The 15641-nt window shown below is 63.5% G+C and carries 15 protein-coding genes and 1 pseudogene; 2 read left to right on the forward strand and 14 right to left on the reverse strand.

Features of this window, described 5'->3' with window-relative positions; all coding sequences use genetic code 11:
- The 8 genes and pseudogenes from ACO550_RS34290 to ndk all read right to left on the reverse strand — a co-directional run.
- Positions 1–293, reverse strand: a pseudogene (locus tag ACO550_RS34290) (outer membrane protein assembly factor BamB); the annotation flags it as partial.
- Between the two features lie 41 nt (positions 294–334).
- Entirely contained in the window at positions 335–964 is a 630-nt protein-coding gene (locus tag ACO550_RS34295) for a tetratricopeptide repeat protein (protein WP_315596655.1), read from the reverse strand.
- 87 nt (positions 965–1051) lie between these two features.
- A complete protein-coding gene (gene hisS, locus ACO550_RS34300; protein ID WP_315596621.1) occupies positions 1052–2407 on the reverse strand; it encodes a histidine--tRNA ligase in 1356 nt (451 codons plus the stop codon).
- Positions 2408–2460: 53 nt separating this feature from the next.
- The gene (ispG, locus tag ACO550_RS34305) at positions 2461–3759 is read right to left on the reverse strand and encodes a flavodoxin-dependent (E)-4-hydroxy-3-methylbut-2-enyl-diphosphate synthase (protein ID WP_315596622.1); all 1299 of its coding nucleotides are present in this window, start codon (positions 3757–3759) and stop codon (positions 2461–2463) included.
- Between the two features lie 49 nt (positions 3760–3808).
- A complete protein-coding gene (locus ACO550_RS34310; RefSeq protein WP_315596623.1) occupies positions 3809–4879 on the reverse strand; it encodes a RodZ domain-containing protein in 1071 nt (356 codons plus the stop codon).
- Positions 4872–5651, reverse strand: coding sequence for a type IV pilus biogenesis/stability protein PilW (gene pilW, locus ACO550_RS34315; protein ID WP_315596624.1), 780 nt, complete (start codon positions 5649–5651; stop codon positions 4872–4874). Before pilW ends, ACO550_RS34310 begins: the two co-directional genes overlap by 8 nt.
- Positions 5648–6799, reverse strand: a complete 1152-nt coding sequence (rlmN, locus tag ACO550_RS34320; protein ID WP_315596625.1) for a dual-specificity RNA methyltransferase RlmN — start codon at positions 6797–6799, stop codon at positions 5648–5650. Before rlmN ends, pilW begins: the two co-directional genes overlap by 4 nt.
- Before the next feature lie 52 nt (positions 6800–6851).
- Positions 6852–7277, reverse strand: a complete 426-nt coding sequence (ndk, locus tag ACO550_RS34325; protein ID WP_238263868.1) for a nucleoside-diphosphate kinase — start codon at positions 7275–7277, stop codon at positions 6852–6854.
- Between the two features lie 338 nt (positions 7278–7615).
- Here ndk and ACO550_RS34330 point away from each other — a divergent pair, with 338 nt between their 5' ends.
- Positions 7616–8320 carry a Bax inhibitor-1/YccA family protein gene (locus tag ACO550_RS34330; protein WP_315596626.1) on the forward strand — a complete coding sequence of 235 codons (705 nt, stop codon included), beginning with the start codon at positions 7616–7618 and terminating at the stop codon, positions 8318–8320.
- A gap of 106 nt (positions 8321–8426) precedes the next feature.
- On the opposite strand, the gene rlmD is transcribed toward ACO550_RS34330, so the two are convergent.
- Entirely contained in the window at positions 8427–9854 is a 1428-nt protein-coding gene (gene rlmD / locus ACO550_RS34335; protein ID WP_485995101.1) for a 23S rRNA (uracil(1939)-C(5))-methyltransferase RlmD, read from the reverse strand.
- A gap of 99 nt (positions 9855–9953) precedes the next feature.
- Between rlmD and ACO550_RS34340 the strand changes: the two genes are divergently transcribed.
- Positions 9954–10808: an endonuclease/exonuclease/phosphatase family protein gene (locus ACO550_RS34340; RefSeq protein ID WP_315596628.1), complete on the forward strand. Its 855-nt coding sequence runs from the start codon at positions 9954–9956 to the stop codon at positions 10806–10808.
- 34 nt (positions 10809–10842) lie between these two features.
- Here ACO550_RS34340 and ACO550_RS34345 read toward each other — a convergent pair whose 3' ends face one another.
- The 5 genes from ACO550_RS34345 to surE all read right to left on the reverse strand — a co-directional run bounded on the left by ACO550_RS34345 (position 10843) and on the right by surE (position 15515).
- Positions 10843–11679 (reverse strand): ribonuclease H-like domain-containing protein, encoded by an 837-nt coding sequence (locus ACO550_RS34345; RefSeq protein WP_315596629.1) that lies wholly within the window; start codon positions 11677–11679, stop codon positions 10843–10845.
- A complete protein-coding gene (gene rpoS, locus ACO550_RS34350; protein WP_315596630.1) occupies positions 11676–12842 on the reverse strand; it encodes an RNA polymerase sigma factor RpoS in 1167 nt (388 codons plus the stop codon). Before rpoS ends, ACO550_RS34345 begins: the two co-directional genes overlap by 4 nt.
- Before the next feature lie 6 nt (positions 12843–12848).
- Positions 12849–13730: a peptidoglycan DD-metalloendopeptidase family protein gene (locus ACO550_RS34355; protein ID WP_315596631.1), complete on the reverse strand. Its 882-nt coding sequence runs from the start codon at positions 13728–13730 to the stop codon at positions 12849–12851.
- An 8-nt stretch (positions 13731–13738) separates the two neighbouring features.
- The gene (locus ACO550_RS34360; RefSeq protein WP_315596632.1) at positions 13739–14641 is read right to left on the reverse strand and encodes a protein-L-isoaspartate(D-aspartate) O-methyltransferase; all 903 of its coding nucleotides are present in this window, start codon (positions 14639–14641) and stop codon (positions 13739–13741) included.
- Positions 14642–14762: 121 nt separating this feature from the next.
- Positions 14763–15515 (reverse strand): 5'/3'-nucleotidase SurE, encoded by a 753-nt coding sequence (gene surE, locus ACO550_RS34365; RefSeq protein ID WP_315596633.1) that lies wholly within the window; start codon positions 15513–15515, stop codon positions 14763–14765.
- Positions 15516–15641: the final 126 nt, after the last annotated feature.

A 15641-nucleotide genomic window follows, 5' to 3' on the forward strand; every position in this document is an offset into this window, starting at 1 on the left:
GTCTTGGCCTTCCACAGCGTCTGGCCACTGGTAGCGTCGATCGCCATGACCGCGCCGCTCTTGCCCGACACGAACACCGCATTGCCGGCAGCCACCGGCGCCATCACGTACTCGCCGCTCTTGCCGACGTCGGCCTTCCAGGCCTGCTTGACCGACAGGGTCGCCGAGATCGGCTTCAGTTCGGTGGGCGGGTGCTTGTTTTCCTTGCTGAACAGCGAGCAGCCCGCCAGCAGGCCCAGGCAGGTGCCGGCCACGAGTGTGCGGGTTGCGGCTGTGCGAAGCAATGACGTCATAGGATGCGATCCAGAATTTTATGAAAGGGTCCGCGGTCCGCTCACGCGGTACCCAGCGCGTCGAGCTTGAACTGGATGATCTGGCGCATGCCGGCCTCGGCCGCACCCAGCTTTTCCAGCGCACGGCGGTACGCCGTGCGAGCTTCGTCGCGCTTGTCCTGCGCCGCCAGCAGGTCGCCGCGGCGATCGGCGAACAGCGCCTCATACTGGGCAGGCGCGTCCTTCAGCAATGCCAGGCCCTGGTCATAGGCCTTTTCGTCGAGCAACACGCCAGCCAGCCGAACACGTGCCAGCGGGGCGTAGTCATCGCCGCCATGATCGATGGCCCATTGCAGTTGCGTCTTGGCACCGGCCAGATCGCCCGCATCGTAGAGCACCTTGGCCGCGGTCAGCGCGCTCATCGGACCATAGGCGGTACGGCCGAACTTGTCTTCCAGGTCGGTGGCGGCACGTTTGACGCGCTCGGCGTCGCGCGCCTCGGCGGCCTTGGTCACCTGCTCGTAGAGCTGTGCGGCATTACGCGCCTGGCTGCGTTGCCAGTAGTTCCAGCCGGACCAGCCGGCAAACGCCAGCAGGACGACAATCAGCGCCCAGGTGACGGTATTGCCGTACTGTTTCCACCAGGCCTTGAGACTCTCAAGCTGTTCCTGTTCTTCTAGATCGTAAGCCATGTCGAGGCAGTTACCCGCGTTGATTGAATTTGACACGACTGCATCCGGCCCGGACCGCGGCCGTGCAGTACGAATTTGACGGCTGACTTACTGCTCGTCGTCCTCGTCGTCATCCGCTTCGATTTCATTCACCATCGCATCGATGATGAAGTCGACGACTTCCTCGGCCGGCACGCTGGTCTGCGGACCGCCTTCGGCCGCATTACCGCCGCGCAACTGCTTGACCTGCGCCGTGCCGGCAGCAATTTCGTCGTCGCCAATGATAACGGCAAAGGATGCGCCACTCGCATCGGCGCGCTTCATCTGCGACTTGAAGCTGCCGCTCTTGCCATCGGGCGTGGCATGCAGCACCACGTCCAGGCCCGCGTCGCGCAGCCGTTCCGCGGCGATCATCGCCTGCAGGCTGGCGGCCTCGCCCTGGTGGACCATGTAGATGTCGCAGCCCTGCGCCTCGGGCACCAGCTTTTCCTCGCGCAGCAGCTCGATGATGCGCTCGATACCCATGGCCCAGCCGCAGGCCGGCGCGGACTTGCCGCCCATCTGCTGGATCAGCGGATCGTAGCGGCCACCGCCGGCGATCGTGCCCTGGGCGCCGAGCTTGTCGGTGATCCACTCGAACACGGTCAGGTTGTAGTAGTCCAGGCCACGCACCAGGCGCGGATTGATCTTGAACGGAATATTGTTCGCCTTCAGGATCCGCTGCACGCCTTCGAAGTGGGCCAGCGATTCCTCGCCCAGGAAGTCGATCAGCTTCGGCGCGTTCGCGGCCATCTCCTGCAGCGCGGGATTCTTGGTATCCAGCACGCGCAGCGGATTGGTGTACAGGCGACGCTTGCCGTCCTCGTCGAGGATGTCCTTGAAGCCTTCGAGGTACTTGATCAGTTCCTCGCGGTGGGCGGCGCGCTCATGCGCCTGGCCAAGCGAGTTCAGTTCCAGCCGCACATTGACCAGGCCCAGGTCGTCCCACAGGCGCTGGCACATCAGGATGATTTCCGCGTCGACGTCGGGGCCCGCGAAACCGAGTGCCTCCGCACCAAGCTGATGGAACTGGCGATAGCGGCCGCGTTGCGGACGCTCGTGACGGAACATCGGGCCGGTGTACCAGAGGCGCTTCGGGCCGTCGTACAGCAGGTTGTGCTCGATCGTGGAACGCACGGCCGCTGCGGTGCCTTCCGGACGCAGCGTCAGGTTCTCGCCGTTCAGCGAATCGGTGAAGGAATACATTTCCTTCTCGACGATATCGGTCACCTCGCCGATACCGCGCACGAACAGCTGCGTTTGCTCGACGATCGGCGTGCGGATCTGCTGGTAGCCATAGGCCCGCAGCATGCTGCGCGCGGCGTTATCAAACATCTCCCACAGCGGGGCGTCGGCGGGCAGCATGTCGTTCATGCCCTTCACGCCCTGCAGTGCCTTGGCGGCCTTCGTCTTGTCTTCGCTCATGTCTTCTTCGTGATTGCAGAATGCGCCGGGCGCCGTTGCGCCCGCGCCCTTGCTTACTGTGTTGCCTCGGCTACCGCGGCAGCCTGTTTCGCACCCGGACCATAGTGCGTACGGACGTATTCGTCGACGATTGCCTGGAATTCCTGGGCAATGTTCTCGCCGCGCAAGGTCCTGACCTTGACGCCATCGACAAACACCGGCGCGGCCGGCGATTCGCCCGAACCCGGCAACGAGATGCCGATATTGGCGTGCTTGCTTTCGCCCGGACCGTTGACGATGCAGCCCATCACGGCCACGTCCATCTCTTCCACGCCGGGATATTCAGTCTTCCAGACCGGCATCTGCTCGCGCAGGTACGACTGGATGCTCGCGGCCAGTTCCTGGAACGTCGTGCTCGTGGTACGGCCGCAGCCCGGGCATGCGATCACCATCGGCGTGAAATTGCGCAGGCCCATGGTCTGCAGGATTTCCTGGCCGACGTAGACTTCCTTCTCGCGCGGCGCGCCCGGCTCAGGCGTCAGCGAGATGCGGATCGTATCGCCAATGCCTTCCTGCAGCAGCACCGACAGCGCCGCCGTCGAGGCCACGATACCCTTGCTGCCCATGCCGGCCTCGGTCAGGCCCAGATGCAGCGCGTAGTCGCAACGACGCGAGAGATCGCGGTACACCGCGACCAGTTCCTGCACCTGCGACACCTTGCACGACAGGATGATCTGGTTGCCCGGCAGGCCGATTTCCTCGGCCTTCTGCGCCGATTCGATCGCCGACGTGATCAGCGCTTCCACCATCACGCTCTGCGCGGGCCACGGCTGCGCGCGCTTGGCGTTTTCGTCCATGATGCGCGCGAGCAGGTCCTGGTCCAGGCTGCCCCAGTTCACGCCAATGCGCACCGGCTTGTTGTAGCGGCACGCCATTTCGATCATCTCGGCGAACTGCTTGTCGCGCTTGGCGCCCTTGCCCACGTTACCGGGGTTGATACGGTACTTCGACAGCGCCTGCGCGCACTCGGGATAGTCGTGCAGCAGCGTGTGGCCGTTGTAGTGGAAGTCTCCCACCAGCGGCACGTTCACGCCCATGCGGTCGAGCTGTTCGCGGATCGCCGGCACCGCGGCCGCGGCCTCCGGCGTATTCACGGTGATACGCACGATCTCGGACCCGGCGCGTGCCAGTTCCTTGATCTGGATGGCCGTACCAATCGCGTCAACGGTATCCGTGTTGGTCATCGACTGCACGCGCACCGGTGCGCCGCCGCCGATCGTCACGATGTTATCGCCCCACACGACGCTGGCCTGGCGCGACTGACGGCGCGGCAGCGGGCCCGGAATTACCGGCTGGGAAGCGTTCTGGTTCATTGCATTACCACCTTCATCTGGCATGGCTGATTGCGCGGCCCTGCTCGCTTTACTGCAGCGTCAGGCGCGCCACGTTGTTCCGGTTGGCGGACTTGAAATCCACTGGCGTGCCATTAAGCGCCAGCGACTCCACGCCCTTCACATTGCCGAGGATGACCTTGTACGGACCGCCCGCGCCACTGCTGGCCACGGTGTCGCCGGCCTTGGCCGTGCCACCGAGAATCACCTTGCCGGTGCGGTCGCGCACTTCGTACCAGCTATCGGCCGCGAAGCTGATCTTTACGGCGCCGTCGCCCGACGCAGCCGGCGCGGCGGCCGCAGCCCGGACCGGTGCAGGCGCTGGTGCCGCAGCGGCCGGCGCTGGCACGGAAGCTGGTGCAGGCAGTGCGCCGCCGGTCGCCAGCGGCATCTCGGTCGTCGTCGTTGCCGGTGCCGGTGCCGGCTTGGCACCCGATTCGGTCGCCGCAGCCTCGGAAGGCGCCGGCGAATCGTTGCCGGCCATCACCGGCGGCAACGCCGCGGTCACGGTGCCATCGCCATTGCTTTGCGGCGTGCCGGATTCCTCGGCGGATTTTTCCGCCACCGGGGTTTCCGCCGCAGCCTTGCTGCGGGCCTCATACCAGGCCTTGGCGTGGTCGTAGCCAAAATAGCCACCCGCGCCAACCAGTGCCACGACACAAACCAGCCAGAGCCAGCGGCCGCCCGCGCCGCCCGTACCCTTGGTACCGAAGCGCTTGCGATCGTCGAACGACTGGTTGAGCGCGCCTTCATGGCGACGCGTGATGCCGGTTACCGGCGTGGCCTGTGCCTGGGCATGATAGCGGCCCAGCAAGGCATCGATATTGACCTGGAGCGTACGTGCGTACGCACGCATCACGCCCTTGGCGAATGTCACATCCATCAGGCTCGACACATCGCCAGCTTCAATCGCCAAAAGCTTGTTCGGCGCCACCTTCAGGCGTGCGCTGACATCTTCCAGCGACAGGCGTTGCGCCTCGCGACCCTCTTTCAGTTGCGCCCCGATCTCGCGGGCCACAGCCTCGCGGTCGGAGTCTTGTGTCGCGCCGCTACCATAGGCCATGGTCGAAGCCTGGCTCTCGGCGCGCTCTTGTTCACTCATCCCAAGCTCCTCTCTCGTATGCGGTCAGCTCGCGCGAATCGGGGAAACGGTTACGCAGTTCCGCGACCATCGCGCCCTGCGTCTGGGTGTCGCCCTGGCGGTGGGCAATACGCGCACCCAGCCACAGGGATTGCGCGCTGACAAAACGGCTGCTGTTGACACGGCCAATGTATTGTCTGGCCTGACCCATATCCCCGCGCTGGTAATTCAGTTGCGCGAGATTCATGATCACTGACGGATCATTGCGGTCATATCCGTAGGCCGTCTGCAGACTTTTTTCCGCCGCCACCAGGTCGCCATTGCGCATCTCGCAGGCACCCAGGTTGGTCAGCGGCTTGACCGGCCCATTGACCGACGGCGCCTGCACCGCGCGTTGCAGTGTCTCCCTGGCGTCCGCGTAGCGATTGGTCCGGCACAGGAACCAGCCATAGTTGTTGAGCACGTCCGGGTCGTTCGCGCGCATGTTCAGCGCCGTGCGGAAACTGTCCTCGGCCAGCGCATTCTCGTTCATGCCCATGTAGACCAGCGCACGCACGTGATAGGCGTCAACGTTCGACGGCTCGATACTGATCGCCTGCTTGACCTCGTCAAGCGCCACCGGGTACTGACGGGCTTCGAGATACTGGGTCGCAAGGCGCAGCCGGATGGCGGCGCGCTTGCTCGCGGAAGTCTGGTCGGAAGCAGTCCTGATGTCCTGTGTCGGTGCGGGAGGCAACGTACAGGCGGACAGCATCAACAACCCTGACAGGGCAGCGACAAGCAGACGGATCATGCAGGACGGGCCTCCCGAGCGGTGCCGGCAACCACCGGAACCAGTGGCGTGATCTTGCCGAACTTGCCGCGCTCGGCCAGACGGGTGCGATCCATGACCTCGCCAGCCAGCTGGCCACAGGCGGCGTCAATGTCGTCGCCCCGGGTCTTGCGGATCGTAGTGACAAGCCCCGCATCCATCAGCACCTGGGCGAAGCGGCGGATCTGCTCGTTGTTCGAGCGCTTCAGCCCCGATTCCGGGAACGGGTTGAACGGGATCAGGTTGAACTTGCATGGCACGTCGGCCACAAGCTTCAACAGTTCCCGCGCGTGCTCGACGGTATCGTTGACACCATCGAGCATGCAGTATTCAAAGGTAATGAAATCGCGCGGCGCGAATTCGAGGTAACGGCGACATGCCGCCATCAACTCGGCCAGCGGATACTTGCGGTTGAGCGGTACCAGTACGTCGCGCAGCGCATCGTTCGACGCATGCAGCGAGACCGCCAGTGCCACGGGCAGGTCTTTCGACAGACGGTCCATCATCGGCACCACGCCGGACGTGGACAGCGTCACGCGGCGGCGCGACAGGCCATACGCGTTATCGTCGAGCATCAGCCGCATGGCGGGCACCACGGCGTCGTAGTTGAGCAGCGGCTCGCCCATGCCCATCATCACCACGTTGGAGATGACGCGGTCGTCCTTGGGGCCACGGCCCAGTTGTTCGCGCATGGCAAACTCGGCCATCCACAACTGGCCGATGATTTCGCCGGTCGACAGGTTGCGGGAAAAACCCTGCTTGCCGGTCGAACAGAAACGGCAATTGACGGCACACCCGGCCTGCGACGACACGCACAGCGTACCGCGCGTGTCCTCGGGGATGTACACCGTCTCCACCGCGTTGCCGGCACCAACATCGAGCAGCCATTTGCGCGTGCCATCGGTCGACAGGTTGTCGGTGATGACAGCGGGCGAGCGGATCTCGGCGCGCGTCGCCAGCTTTTCGCGTAGCGACTTGGCGAGATCCGACATGGCGTCGAAGCGGCTGGCACCGAACTGGTGGATCCAGCGTTGCAACTGCCGCGCACGGAATGGCTTCTCGCCGAGCTCGCCGCAATAGGCGGTGAGCGCGTCCGCGTCGAGGTCGAGCAGGTTGACGAGATTATTCATGACGGCAGTTTCCAACTTGACAGCAAATTCAGTCGTGAGTGTCAGAAGACAATCAACGGCTGTAAACGTTCATGCCCGGGAAGAAGAAAGCCACTTCCACCGCGGCCGTTTCAGCAGCGTCCGAACCGTGCACGGCGTTGGCGTCGATGCTGTCGGCGAAGTCGGCGCGGATCGTGCCCTTCTCAGCCTTCTTCGGGTCGGTGGCGCCCATCAGGTCGCGGTTCTTGGCAATGGCGTTTTCGCCTTCCAGCGCCTGGATCATGACCGGGCCCGAAACCATGAAGTCCACCAGGTCCTTGAAGAACGGGCGGGCAGCGTGCACTGCGTAGAACTGCTCGGCTTCGCCGCGCGACAGTTGAACCAGCTTGGCAGCAACGATCTTCAGGCCAGCGGCCTCGAAACGGGCATAGATCTGGCCGATAACGTTCTTGGCCACGGCATCCGGCTTGATAATCGACAGGGTGCGTTCGATCGCCATGAAAAACTCCGAAAAATGAAGGGGTTACAAATGGGTTAAACGTGCAATTCTAGCACGATGGCATGGCGGATTCGAGCACGCGGCCAGATGCCATGCAGGATACGCGCCAGGCACATCATTTGGGCAGTTATAGTTATCGATAAATCACATTACAATCGTGAAATGCGGGAACGGACGCCCGATAGCCTCGTCAAATGTTTGCGTTTTCGGAAAACAACTAGCAACAAGGGAAATTGTCAAGACAAAGCCCCTTGCAAATCCGCAGGCGCGATGCCACATTGGCGCTGTGCCGTCGGGTTGCCCCGGCGCCTCACCGATATCTGATGACAGGAGTCACGATGAACAACAAGCTGAATACCTATGGATTCGGCAACAGCGCGGGCGTCACCGATGTGGCGGTCCGCAACCGGGTCCTACGCAATACCTACTGGCTGCTGGCGATTTCGATGGTGCCGACCGTGCTCGGCGCCTGGATCGGCGTGGTCACCGGCTTCACCGCCCTGATTACCGGCAGCCCGATGATGTCGGCCCTGCTGTTCCTGGCGGTGGCCTTCGGCTTCATGTTTGCGATCGAGAAGACCAAGAACAGCAGCATGGGCGTGGTCCTGTTGCTGGCCTTCACGTTCTTCATGGGCCTGATGCTGGCGCGCATCCTGAGCCTTACGCTGTCGTTCTCGAACGGCCCGGCGCTGATCATGTACGCGTTCGGCGGCACCGCCGCGGTGTTTGGCGTGATGGCCACGCTTGCCACGGTCAGCAAGCGCGATTTCTCGGGCCTGGCCAAGTTCCTGTTCGTAGGCGTGATCCTGCTGATCCTGGCCAGCCTGGCCAATATCTGGCTGCAGCTGCCGGCGCTGATGATCACGGTGTCGGTAATCGCGATCGGCATCTTCTCCGCGTTCATCCTGATCGACGTACAGCGCGTGGTGAACGGCGGCGAGACCAACTACATCACGGCCACGCTGGCGATCTACCTGGACGTCTACAACGTGTTCGTGAACCTGCTGTCGCTGCTTGGCATCTTTGGCGGCAACCGCGACTGACGCCACTGACACGACGAAAGCCGCTGACGTACCAACGCAGCATTGAAAAAGCCGCCTTCGGGCGGCTTTTTCGTTGGTGCATGCCTGACAACCAGGCATCAGGCAATCAGTCGCGCTCGAAGACCGCGATCGATTCCACGTGCGAGGTGTGCGGGAACATGTTGACCACGCCGGCACCAGCCAGGCGGTAGCCGGCTTCATGCACCAGCAGGCCCGCATCGCGCGCCAGCGTGGCCGGGCTGCACGACACGTAGACGATGCGCTTGGGCAGCACGTCGCTGCCGGCCTGGTTCAGTTCACCCAGCGCCTTGCAGACCGCCAGCGCGCCTTCGCGCGGCGGGTCCACCAGCCAGCGATCGAATTGGCCCAGCGCGGCAATGTCGTCAGCAGTCACTTCGAACAGATTGCGGCATGCGAACGATGTCTTGCCGGCCAGCCCGTTGTATTCGGCATTGGCCAACGCGCGCGTGGTCAGTGCCTCGCTGCCTTCGATCCCCATCACCGATGCACCTTGCGTGGCCAGCGGCAGCGTGAAGTTGCCGATACCGCAGAACAGGTCGAGCAGTCGGTCGGTGGGTTTCGCATCGAGCAAGCGCAATGCGCGCCCGATCAGCACGCGGTTGATCTGATGATTGACCTGCGTGAAGTCGGTGGGCTTGAACGGCATGCGAATGCCGAACTCTGGCAACGTATAGGCCAGTTCCTGATTTTCCGGATAGAACGGATGAACGGTATCCGGACCTTTCGGCTGCAGCCAGAATTGCACCTGGTGCTGGTCGGCGAAGGCACGCAGCAGATCCTTGTCGGCATCATTGAGCGGCTCGAGGATCCGCAACACCAGCGCGGTGACTTCGGCACCCACGGCCAGCTCGATCTGCGGCATGCGGTCCCGAATCGAAAGCCCGCTCACGAGCTCGCGCAACGGCACCAGCATCGCCGAAATATTGGGTGGCAGGATCTCGCAACGCGTCATGTCGGCCACGTAGCTGCTCTTGCGCTCATGGAACCCGACCAGCACACCGCCCTTCTTGGCCACGTAGCGAACCGTCAGGCGCGCCCGATAGCGATAGCCCCAGTCCGGCCCGGCGATCGGGCGGAACACCACATCGGGCTTCACCTTCGACAGGTGCCAAAGATTATCTTCCAGCACGCGCTGCTTGATGGCCAGCTGCGCGCGCGAATCCAGGTGCTGCATCGAGCAGCCGCCGCACACGCCAAAATGCTGGCAACCGGGCTTCACACGCATCACCGACGCCTGCTTCACCTCGACCAGATGCGCCTGCTCATAACTGGGTTTGCGACGGAAGCTCTTGTAGCTGACCGTCTCGCCGGGCAGCGCACCTTCGACAAAGATGACCTTGCCCGGCGTACCGTCTTCATTTACCAGACGGCCGACGCCACGCGCCTCCATGTCGAGGCTTTCGATCGTAACCACAGGATCGACGGGAACGGCGGGAGCAGCGGGAATGGCTGGAGCGACGGATGCGGCGGGCACGGCACCCGGCTGACCCGCCGGATTGGGCTGGGAAGACACGGCTTGAGACACCAGTGGGACCTGACGTATTGTTTTGCGAAAGCGCGATTGTAGTCCACTCATCGCGCTGTCACGCATGTAAACCAGCCAGGGCATGCCATGGAACTGATCTCGTGGAATATCCAGTGGGGCCGCGGCGCCGACGGCAAGGTCGATCTGGCGCGCACCGTGGCCACCTTGCAAGGCATCGCCGATGCCGATGTGATCTGCCTGCAGGAAGTGACGCGCGGCTTTTCCGACATGGCCGGGCAACCGCAGCGCGACCAGGTTGCGGAACTGGTCGCCCTACTGCCCGGCTATCGCGTGCTGTTCGCGCCCGGCGTGGACCGCAGGCATGGCGACGGCACGCCTCGCCAGTTCGGCAATGTAGTGGCCACGCGTTTGCCCGTGAACGAAGTTTTTCGGTATGCGCTGCCGTGGCCGGCCGATCCCGATGTGGCATCGATGCCGCGCGTGGCACTGGAAGTCACGCTCCAGGCCGGCACCCGGCAATTGCGCGTGGCGTGCACGCATCTGGAGTTCTATTCGAAGCTGCAGCGCGCAGCGCAGGCCGATGCGCTGCGCACGTGGCATGCCGAGGCATGCAGCCATGCGCGGCATCCCGGCAGATCGGAGCGCAAACCCGGACCGTTCACGCCGGAACCGCGCCCGGCGGAAGCCATCGTTTGTGGCGATTTCAACAGCAAGCCCGACGACGTGGCCTATCGGCGCATGCTTGAGCCCTATACCGACGGCACGCCAGACTGGCACGACGCGTGGTGCCATCTCCACCCAGACCAGCCGCACGCGCCGACCTGCGCGCTCTACGACAAGGAACAGTGGCCGGAGCCACCGTTCGCCTGCGATTTTGTTTTCGTGACAGAGAATCTGCTAGGTAACCTGGAGCGTTGCGAAGTCAACGGGCTGACTGATGCTTCGGACCACCAGCCCATTCACCTGCGTTTGCGACTGTAAGCACCGACTATCGACAGATCGACTAATCGACGGATCAGTCGTCTTCCTCGGCCTCGGGGGCCATCGGCTGTACGCGAAACGCGCGCAGATACTGCATCCATTGCTCGCCAGGCAGCTCGGCCAGCGTCTCCTGTACCAGCGTGACTTCCAGGTCGAACTCGCGCGGTGTCAGGCCTCCGCGCATCAACTGGAAGCGGCAGTACATCAGGTAGGTGTTGACGACATCGGTTTCGCAATAGTCGCGAATCTCGCCAAGCTTGCCTTCCTGGTAGGCTTTCCAGACCATGCTGCCGTCCATGCCCATCTTGCCCGGGAAGCCGCACAGCTTGGCCAGGTCATCGAGTGGCGCGCTGGCCCGCGGCTGGTACATCGCCAGCAGGTCCATCAGGTCCAGGTGCCGCATGTGATAGCGGCTGATGTAGTTGTTCCACTTGAAGTCGCGGCTGTCATCGTCGCGGCCCTCGCCCATCTCCCAGTAACGCGGTGCAGCCACACCATGGACCAGGCCACGGTAGTGCAGCACTGGCAGGTCGAAGCCGCCGCCATTCCACGACACCAGCTGCGGGCTGTAGCGTGCAATCAGCTCGTAGAATTTCTGGATCAGCGTGGCTTCACCATCCTCTGGCGCGCCCAGCGAACCGACATGGAACACTGCCGAGCCATCACGCTGGGTCCGGCGCAGCACGCACGAAATGGCGGCCACGCGCTGCAGATAATGCGGCAGGAAGTCGGAGCCGGTTTTCTCCCGGCGGGCGGCAAACGCATGCTCGGCGACTTCGGCGTCGCTCATCGATGCGGGATGGTCATGCAAACGGCGCAGGCCGTCGACATCGGGAATCGTCTCGATGTCGAATACCAGCACAGGGGTCATAAAACGGCGTCCTTGCGTACACCTTGCGATGCGAAATGCCGCTTGAGCTTGACCAGCGCTTCCTGCTGGATCTGACGCACGCGTTCGCGCGTAAGACCCATTTCCTCGGCCAGTTCTTCAAGCGTGGCCGGCTCGATATGGTTGAGCCCGAAGCGGCGCTCCACCACATAGCGATGCTTCTCCGACAGGCGTGCCAGCCAGAGTTTCATCAGGGTTTCCAGCTCGCGGTGGGCCACTTCCTGGTCGGGAGCGGCGTTATGCTCGTCGGACAGGAAATCGAGCAGGCTGGAGCCCGGGTCGAGATCGAACGGCGTATCGAGCGAGGTGGTATGTTCATTGAGTGCCAGCACGTCCTGCACCTCGTCCGGCGTCTTGCCGAGCAGGTGGGCGATGTCCTCTAGGCTGGCGTCGCGGCCATCGGTGCCACCTTTTTCAAGATGACGCTTGGCGCGCAGGACCTGGTTGAGTTCGCGAATCACGTGCACCGGCAAACGCACCGTGCGAGCCTGGTTCATGATTGCGCGTTCAATGCTTTGGCGAATCCACCACGTGGCATACGTCGAGAAACGGAAGCCACGCGTAGGATCGAATTTCTCGATCGCATGCATCAGGCCAAGGTTGCCTTCCTCGATCAGGTCGAGCAGTGGCACACCCCGGTTCAGATAACCCTTTGCAATGCTGACCACGAGCCGCAGATTGCGCTCGATCATCACCTGCCGTGCCGAGAAATCACCACCCTTGGCCAGCGTGGAGAAATGCAGTTCCTCCGGTGCGGACAGCAGTGGCTTGATGCTGATGCGGTTGAGATAGTGCTGGACCGTATCGGCGGCCAGTTCCGTGTGCAACACGGTCTTGAAGTCGTCGGGCTCCGGCGCGGCGGATTCGCTGGCGCCCTCTTCCTCGTCGTCTTCCGAATCTTCGTCGCCGTCGTCGTCATGATCGCCGTCGTCGGCGCTGGCCTCCGCATTGCGCAGGCCAGCCCGCTTCACCGGTGCGATGGGCTCGTCGGCCACCGGCACCATGTCCGCGGCAGGATCGACATCAAGGATCTCGGTGTCGAGCTCGCCATCAGGGTCTCGTGCCACTCCAGCCTTTCCTTCCGGCTGCTTGGGACGACGGGTCCTGCTGACAACTCCGGATGAGACAGTTTTCTGGCGTGGCATGAAACCTCACTGTGGCGGCAGATACCGCATCGGATCGACCGGTTTTCCGTTCTTGCGAACCTCGAAATGCAGCTTGACCCTGTCAGTATCACTGTTACCCATTTCGGCAATCTTCTGGCCCTTGCGGACCGTTGACTGCTCTGCCACCAGCACCTTGTCGTTATGACCGTAGGCGGTGAGATACGTGTCGTTGTGTTTGATGATGACAAGATTCCCGTAGCCGCGCAAGGGGCCTACGTGAATCACCCTACCCTCGTCCGCGGCCAGCACCGGATCACCTTTTTTGCCGGCGATATCGATACCCTTGTTGCCCTTGTCGTCAAATTTACCGATCAGTTGGCCGCTTGCCGGCCAGGCCAGGCGAACGTCGCCGGCCGGGGCCGCGCTGGCACCCGATGCGGCCGTGGCCGCGGGCGGCACAACCGCCGGGGCTGCTGCTGCCGCGGGTGTCGATGATGCACTCATCGGCGTACCCACGGGCCGTGCCGCATCGATCGGCTGCGACTGCACCGTACCCGGGGCCACGGGCACCGTGGCCACGCCCGGCGCTGCATTCACATCGGCGCTCGGTGGCACCACGCGAAGCAGTTGTCCTACCTCGATCTGGTTGACGTTCGCCATGTTGTTCCAGGCGGCCACATCACGGTATGACTGCCCGTTTTCCAATGCGATACGGTAAAGGGTATCGCCACGCTTGACCCGATAGTATCCAGCCGGTGCCGGCTCGACCGACGCGGCGGCCACCTGGCCGGTGCCGCCCGTGGTACGGTCCACCACGGGTGCCGGCATTGGGGAATTGGCGCAGGCGGCCAGTACTGCCGCGCAGGCCACGACGCTCAGGCGTTGTCCGACTCGTGCGAAATTCTTCTGATTCACGATGTTGTGCATAGTTCGACTCAGATGGTGCCCGATTTTAAAGGCACAAAGAAAACGGCTTCAAGCGCGGTTCGGTGAAAACGATGTCGATTGAGACGCTCGATCAGCAATAGTTGCTGTGTCACCGTTTGCCCCGGGGCTCCGCTGCCAGATGCCACCACCGGCGCGATCAGACGACCGCCGATGGCCAGTTGTTCCAGCAGGGCCTGAGGCACTTCCATGCCTGCGGCCGCGAGGATGATGGATGAAAACGGCGCGGCCTGCGGCAGGCCAAGCATGCCGTCGCCGTAGTGCAGGCGGATGTTCGGCACGCGCAGCGGGCGCAGGTTGGCCTTGGCCTGTTCGTGTAGCGGACGGATTCGCTCTATGGAGAACACTTCCTGCGCGACCAGGCTCAGCACCGCGGCCTGATAACCACAACCGGTGCCGATTTCCAGCACGCGTGCCAGCGGCTGGTCGGGCGTCATGCCCTCGCGCAACAGTTCGATCATGCGCGCCACTACCGACGGCTTGGAGATGGTTTGCTGATGCCCGATGGGCAGCGCGGCATCTTCATAGGCCTGCGATGCCAGCCCCGGTTCCATGAACAGATGGCGCGGCACCGTGGCAATGGCGCTCAGCACGCGTTCGTCGCGAATCCCGCCGGCGCGCAAACGCGCCGCCAGTGCCCCACGGGCCCGCTCCGATGCCATGCCGCCGCCGCCCGCCGTGGCGGCGGAAGCGCGTGCCTCGACGGCACTGCCCGGCGGGGGCGGTGGCGCAGGCGGCGCGGCAGGCTTGCGCGGCTTGACGGTGGCCGGCGCCGGCGCGGCCGCGCGCTTGCCCACCGCCGGCATGCCGGCAGTGCGCGCGGGGGCGGGCTTGCGCTCGACCACCGCATCGAGCGGCAGCGGAAAGCGGGGGCGGCGCGGCGTGGAACTCATCTCGGGTACGGCGCAGGAACGGTAGGCAGGACAACAACGGCGACGACATCACGCGCAACTTGCACAGCATGCGCGCGGCAATCGACCATGAACGATTGAAGGTTACGTGGCGATGACACGCTCAGCCCAGCCACTGTTCGATCTGTGCGAGCTGGCCGCGATGCGTCAGGTCGAGCTGCAGCGGGGTCAGCGAGACATAACCGTTGGCAGTGGCGTGGAAATCAGTGCCCTCGCTCGCATCGCGCGCATCGCCGGCCGGTCCGATCCAGTAGATCGGGTCACCGCGCGGATTGACCTGCGCAATCACCGGTTGCGACGGATGGCGCTTGCCGAGCCGCGTGGCACGCTGCCCGCGAATGTGTTCGTACGGCAGGTTCGGGATATTCACGTTGAGCAGGAACGGCTCGCGCGGCGGTTGCGCAATCACGCGCTCGACGATTTCACGCGCCACGCGCGCGGCCGCGTCGAGATGCTCCCAGCCGTGATGCACCTGCGAAAACGCAAGCGACGGAATACCGAACAGATAACCTTCGATGGCGGCGGCAACCGTGCCGGAATACAGCACGTCCTCGCCCATGTTCTGGCCCTGGTTGATGCCCGATACCACCAGGTCGGGGCGATCCTCGAGCAGTCCGGTCAGCGCCACGTGCACGCAGTCGGTCGGCGTGCCATTGATGAAACGGAAACCCTTCTGCACGCCCTCGCGCGCTTCATAGACCGAAAGCGGACGCTGCAATGTCAGCGAATTCGACGCACCGCTATGATTTTGCTCCGGGGCAATCACGGTCACGCGCGCCAAAGGCGCAAGCGCGGCATGCAGGACCGCGAGTCCTGGCGCAAGGTAACCGTCATCGTTGGCAAGAAGGATATGCATGGCCGCGATTGTACCTGAGCAAGGCGTCGCTGGCGGCACCGCGCATGCACCGGAAGCGGGATCCTTGGCATGGACATGCGGCGCCCGAATGGGCGTCATGCAGTGATTTTTTTCAGCAGAACGACC

The sequence above is a fragment of the Cupriavidus sp. genome (genome assembly GCF_057315035.1).

Excerpts from the sequence above, each read along its gene's own strand:
- ACO550_RS34295 (WP_315596655.1), bottom strand. The coding sequence starts at position 964 with ATGGCTTACGATCTAGAAGAACAGGAACAGCTTGAGAGTCTCAAGGCC.
- hisS (WP_315596621.1), bottom strand. The coding sequence starts at position 2,407 with ATGAGCGAAGACAAGACGAAGGCCGCCAAGGCACTGCAGGGCGTGAAG.
- ispG (WP_315596622.1), bottom strand. The coding sequence starts at position 3,759 with ATGAACCAGAACGCTTCCCAGCCGGTAATTCCGGGCCCGCTGCCGCGC.
- ACO550_RS34310 (WP_315596623.1), bottom strand. The coding sequence starts at position 4,879 with ATGAGTGAACAAGAGCGCGCCGAGAGCCAGGCTTCGACCATGGCCTAT.
- pilW (WP_315596624.1), bottom strand. The coding sequence starts at position 5,651 with ATGATCCGTCTGCTTGTCGCTGCCCTGTCAGGGTTGTTGATGCTGTCC.
- rlmN (WP_315596625.1), bottom strand. The coding sequence starts at position 6,799 with ATGAATAATCTCGTCAACCTGCTCGACCTCGACGCGGACGCGCTCACC.
- ndk (WP_238263868.1), bottom strand. The coding sequence starts at position 7,277 with ATGGCGATCGAACGCACCCTGTCGATTATCAAGCCGGATGCCGTGGCC.
- ACO550_RS34330 (WP_315596626.1), top strand. The coding sequence starts at position 7,616 with ATGAACAACAAGCTGAATACCTATGGATTCGGCAACAGCGCGGGCGTC.
- ACO550_RS34340 (WP_315596628.1), top strand. The coding sequence starts at position 9,954 with ATGGAACTGATCTCGTGGAATATCCAGTGGGGCCGCGGCGCCGACGGC.
- ACO550_RS34345 (WP_315596629.1), bottom strand. The coding sequence starts at position 11,679 with ATGACCCCTGTGCTGGTATTCGACATCGAGACGATTCCCGATGTCGAC.
- rpoS (WP_315596630.1), bottom strand. The coding sequence starts at position 12,842 with ATGCCACGCCAGAAAACTGTCTCATCCGGAGTTGTCAGCAGGACCCGT.
- ACO550_RS34355 (WP_315596631.1), bottom strand. The coding sequence starts at position 13,730 with ATGCACAACATCGTGAATCAGAAGAATTTCGCACGAGTCGGACAACGC.
- ACO550_RS34360 (WP_315596632.1), bottom strand. The coding sequence starts at position 14,641 with ATGAGTTCCACGCCGCGCCGCCCCCGCTTTCCGCTGCCGCTCGATGCG.
- surE (WP_315596633.1), bottom strand. The coding sequence starts at position 15,515 with ATGCATATCCTTCTTGCCAACGATGACGGTTACCTTGCGCCAGGACTC.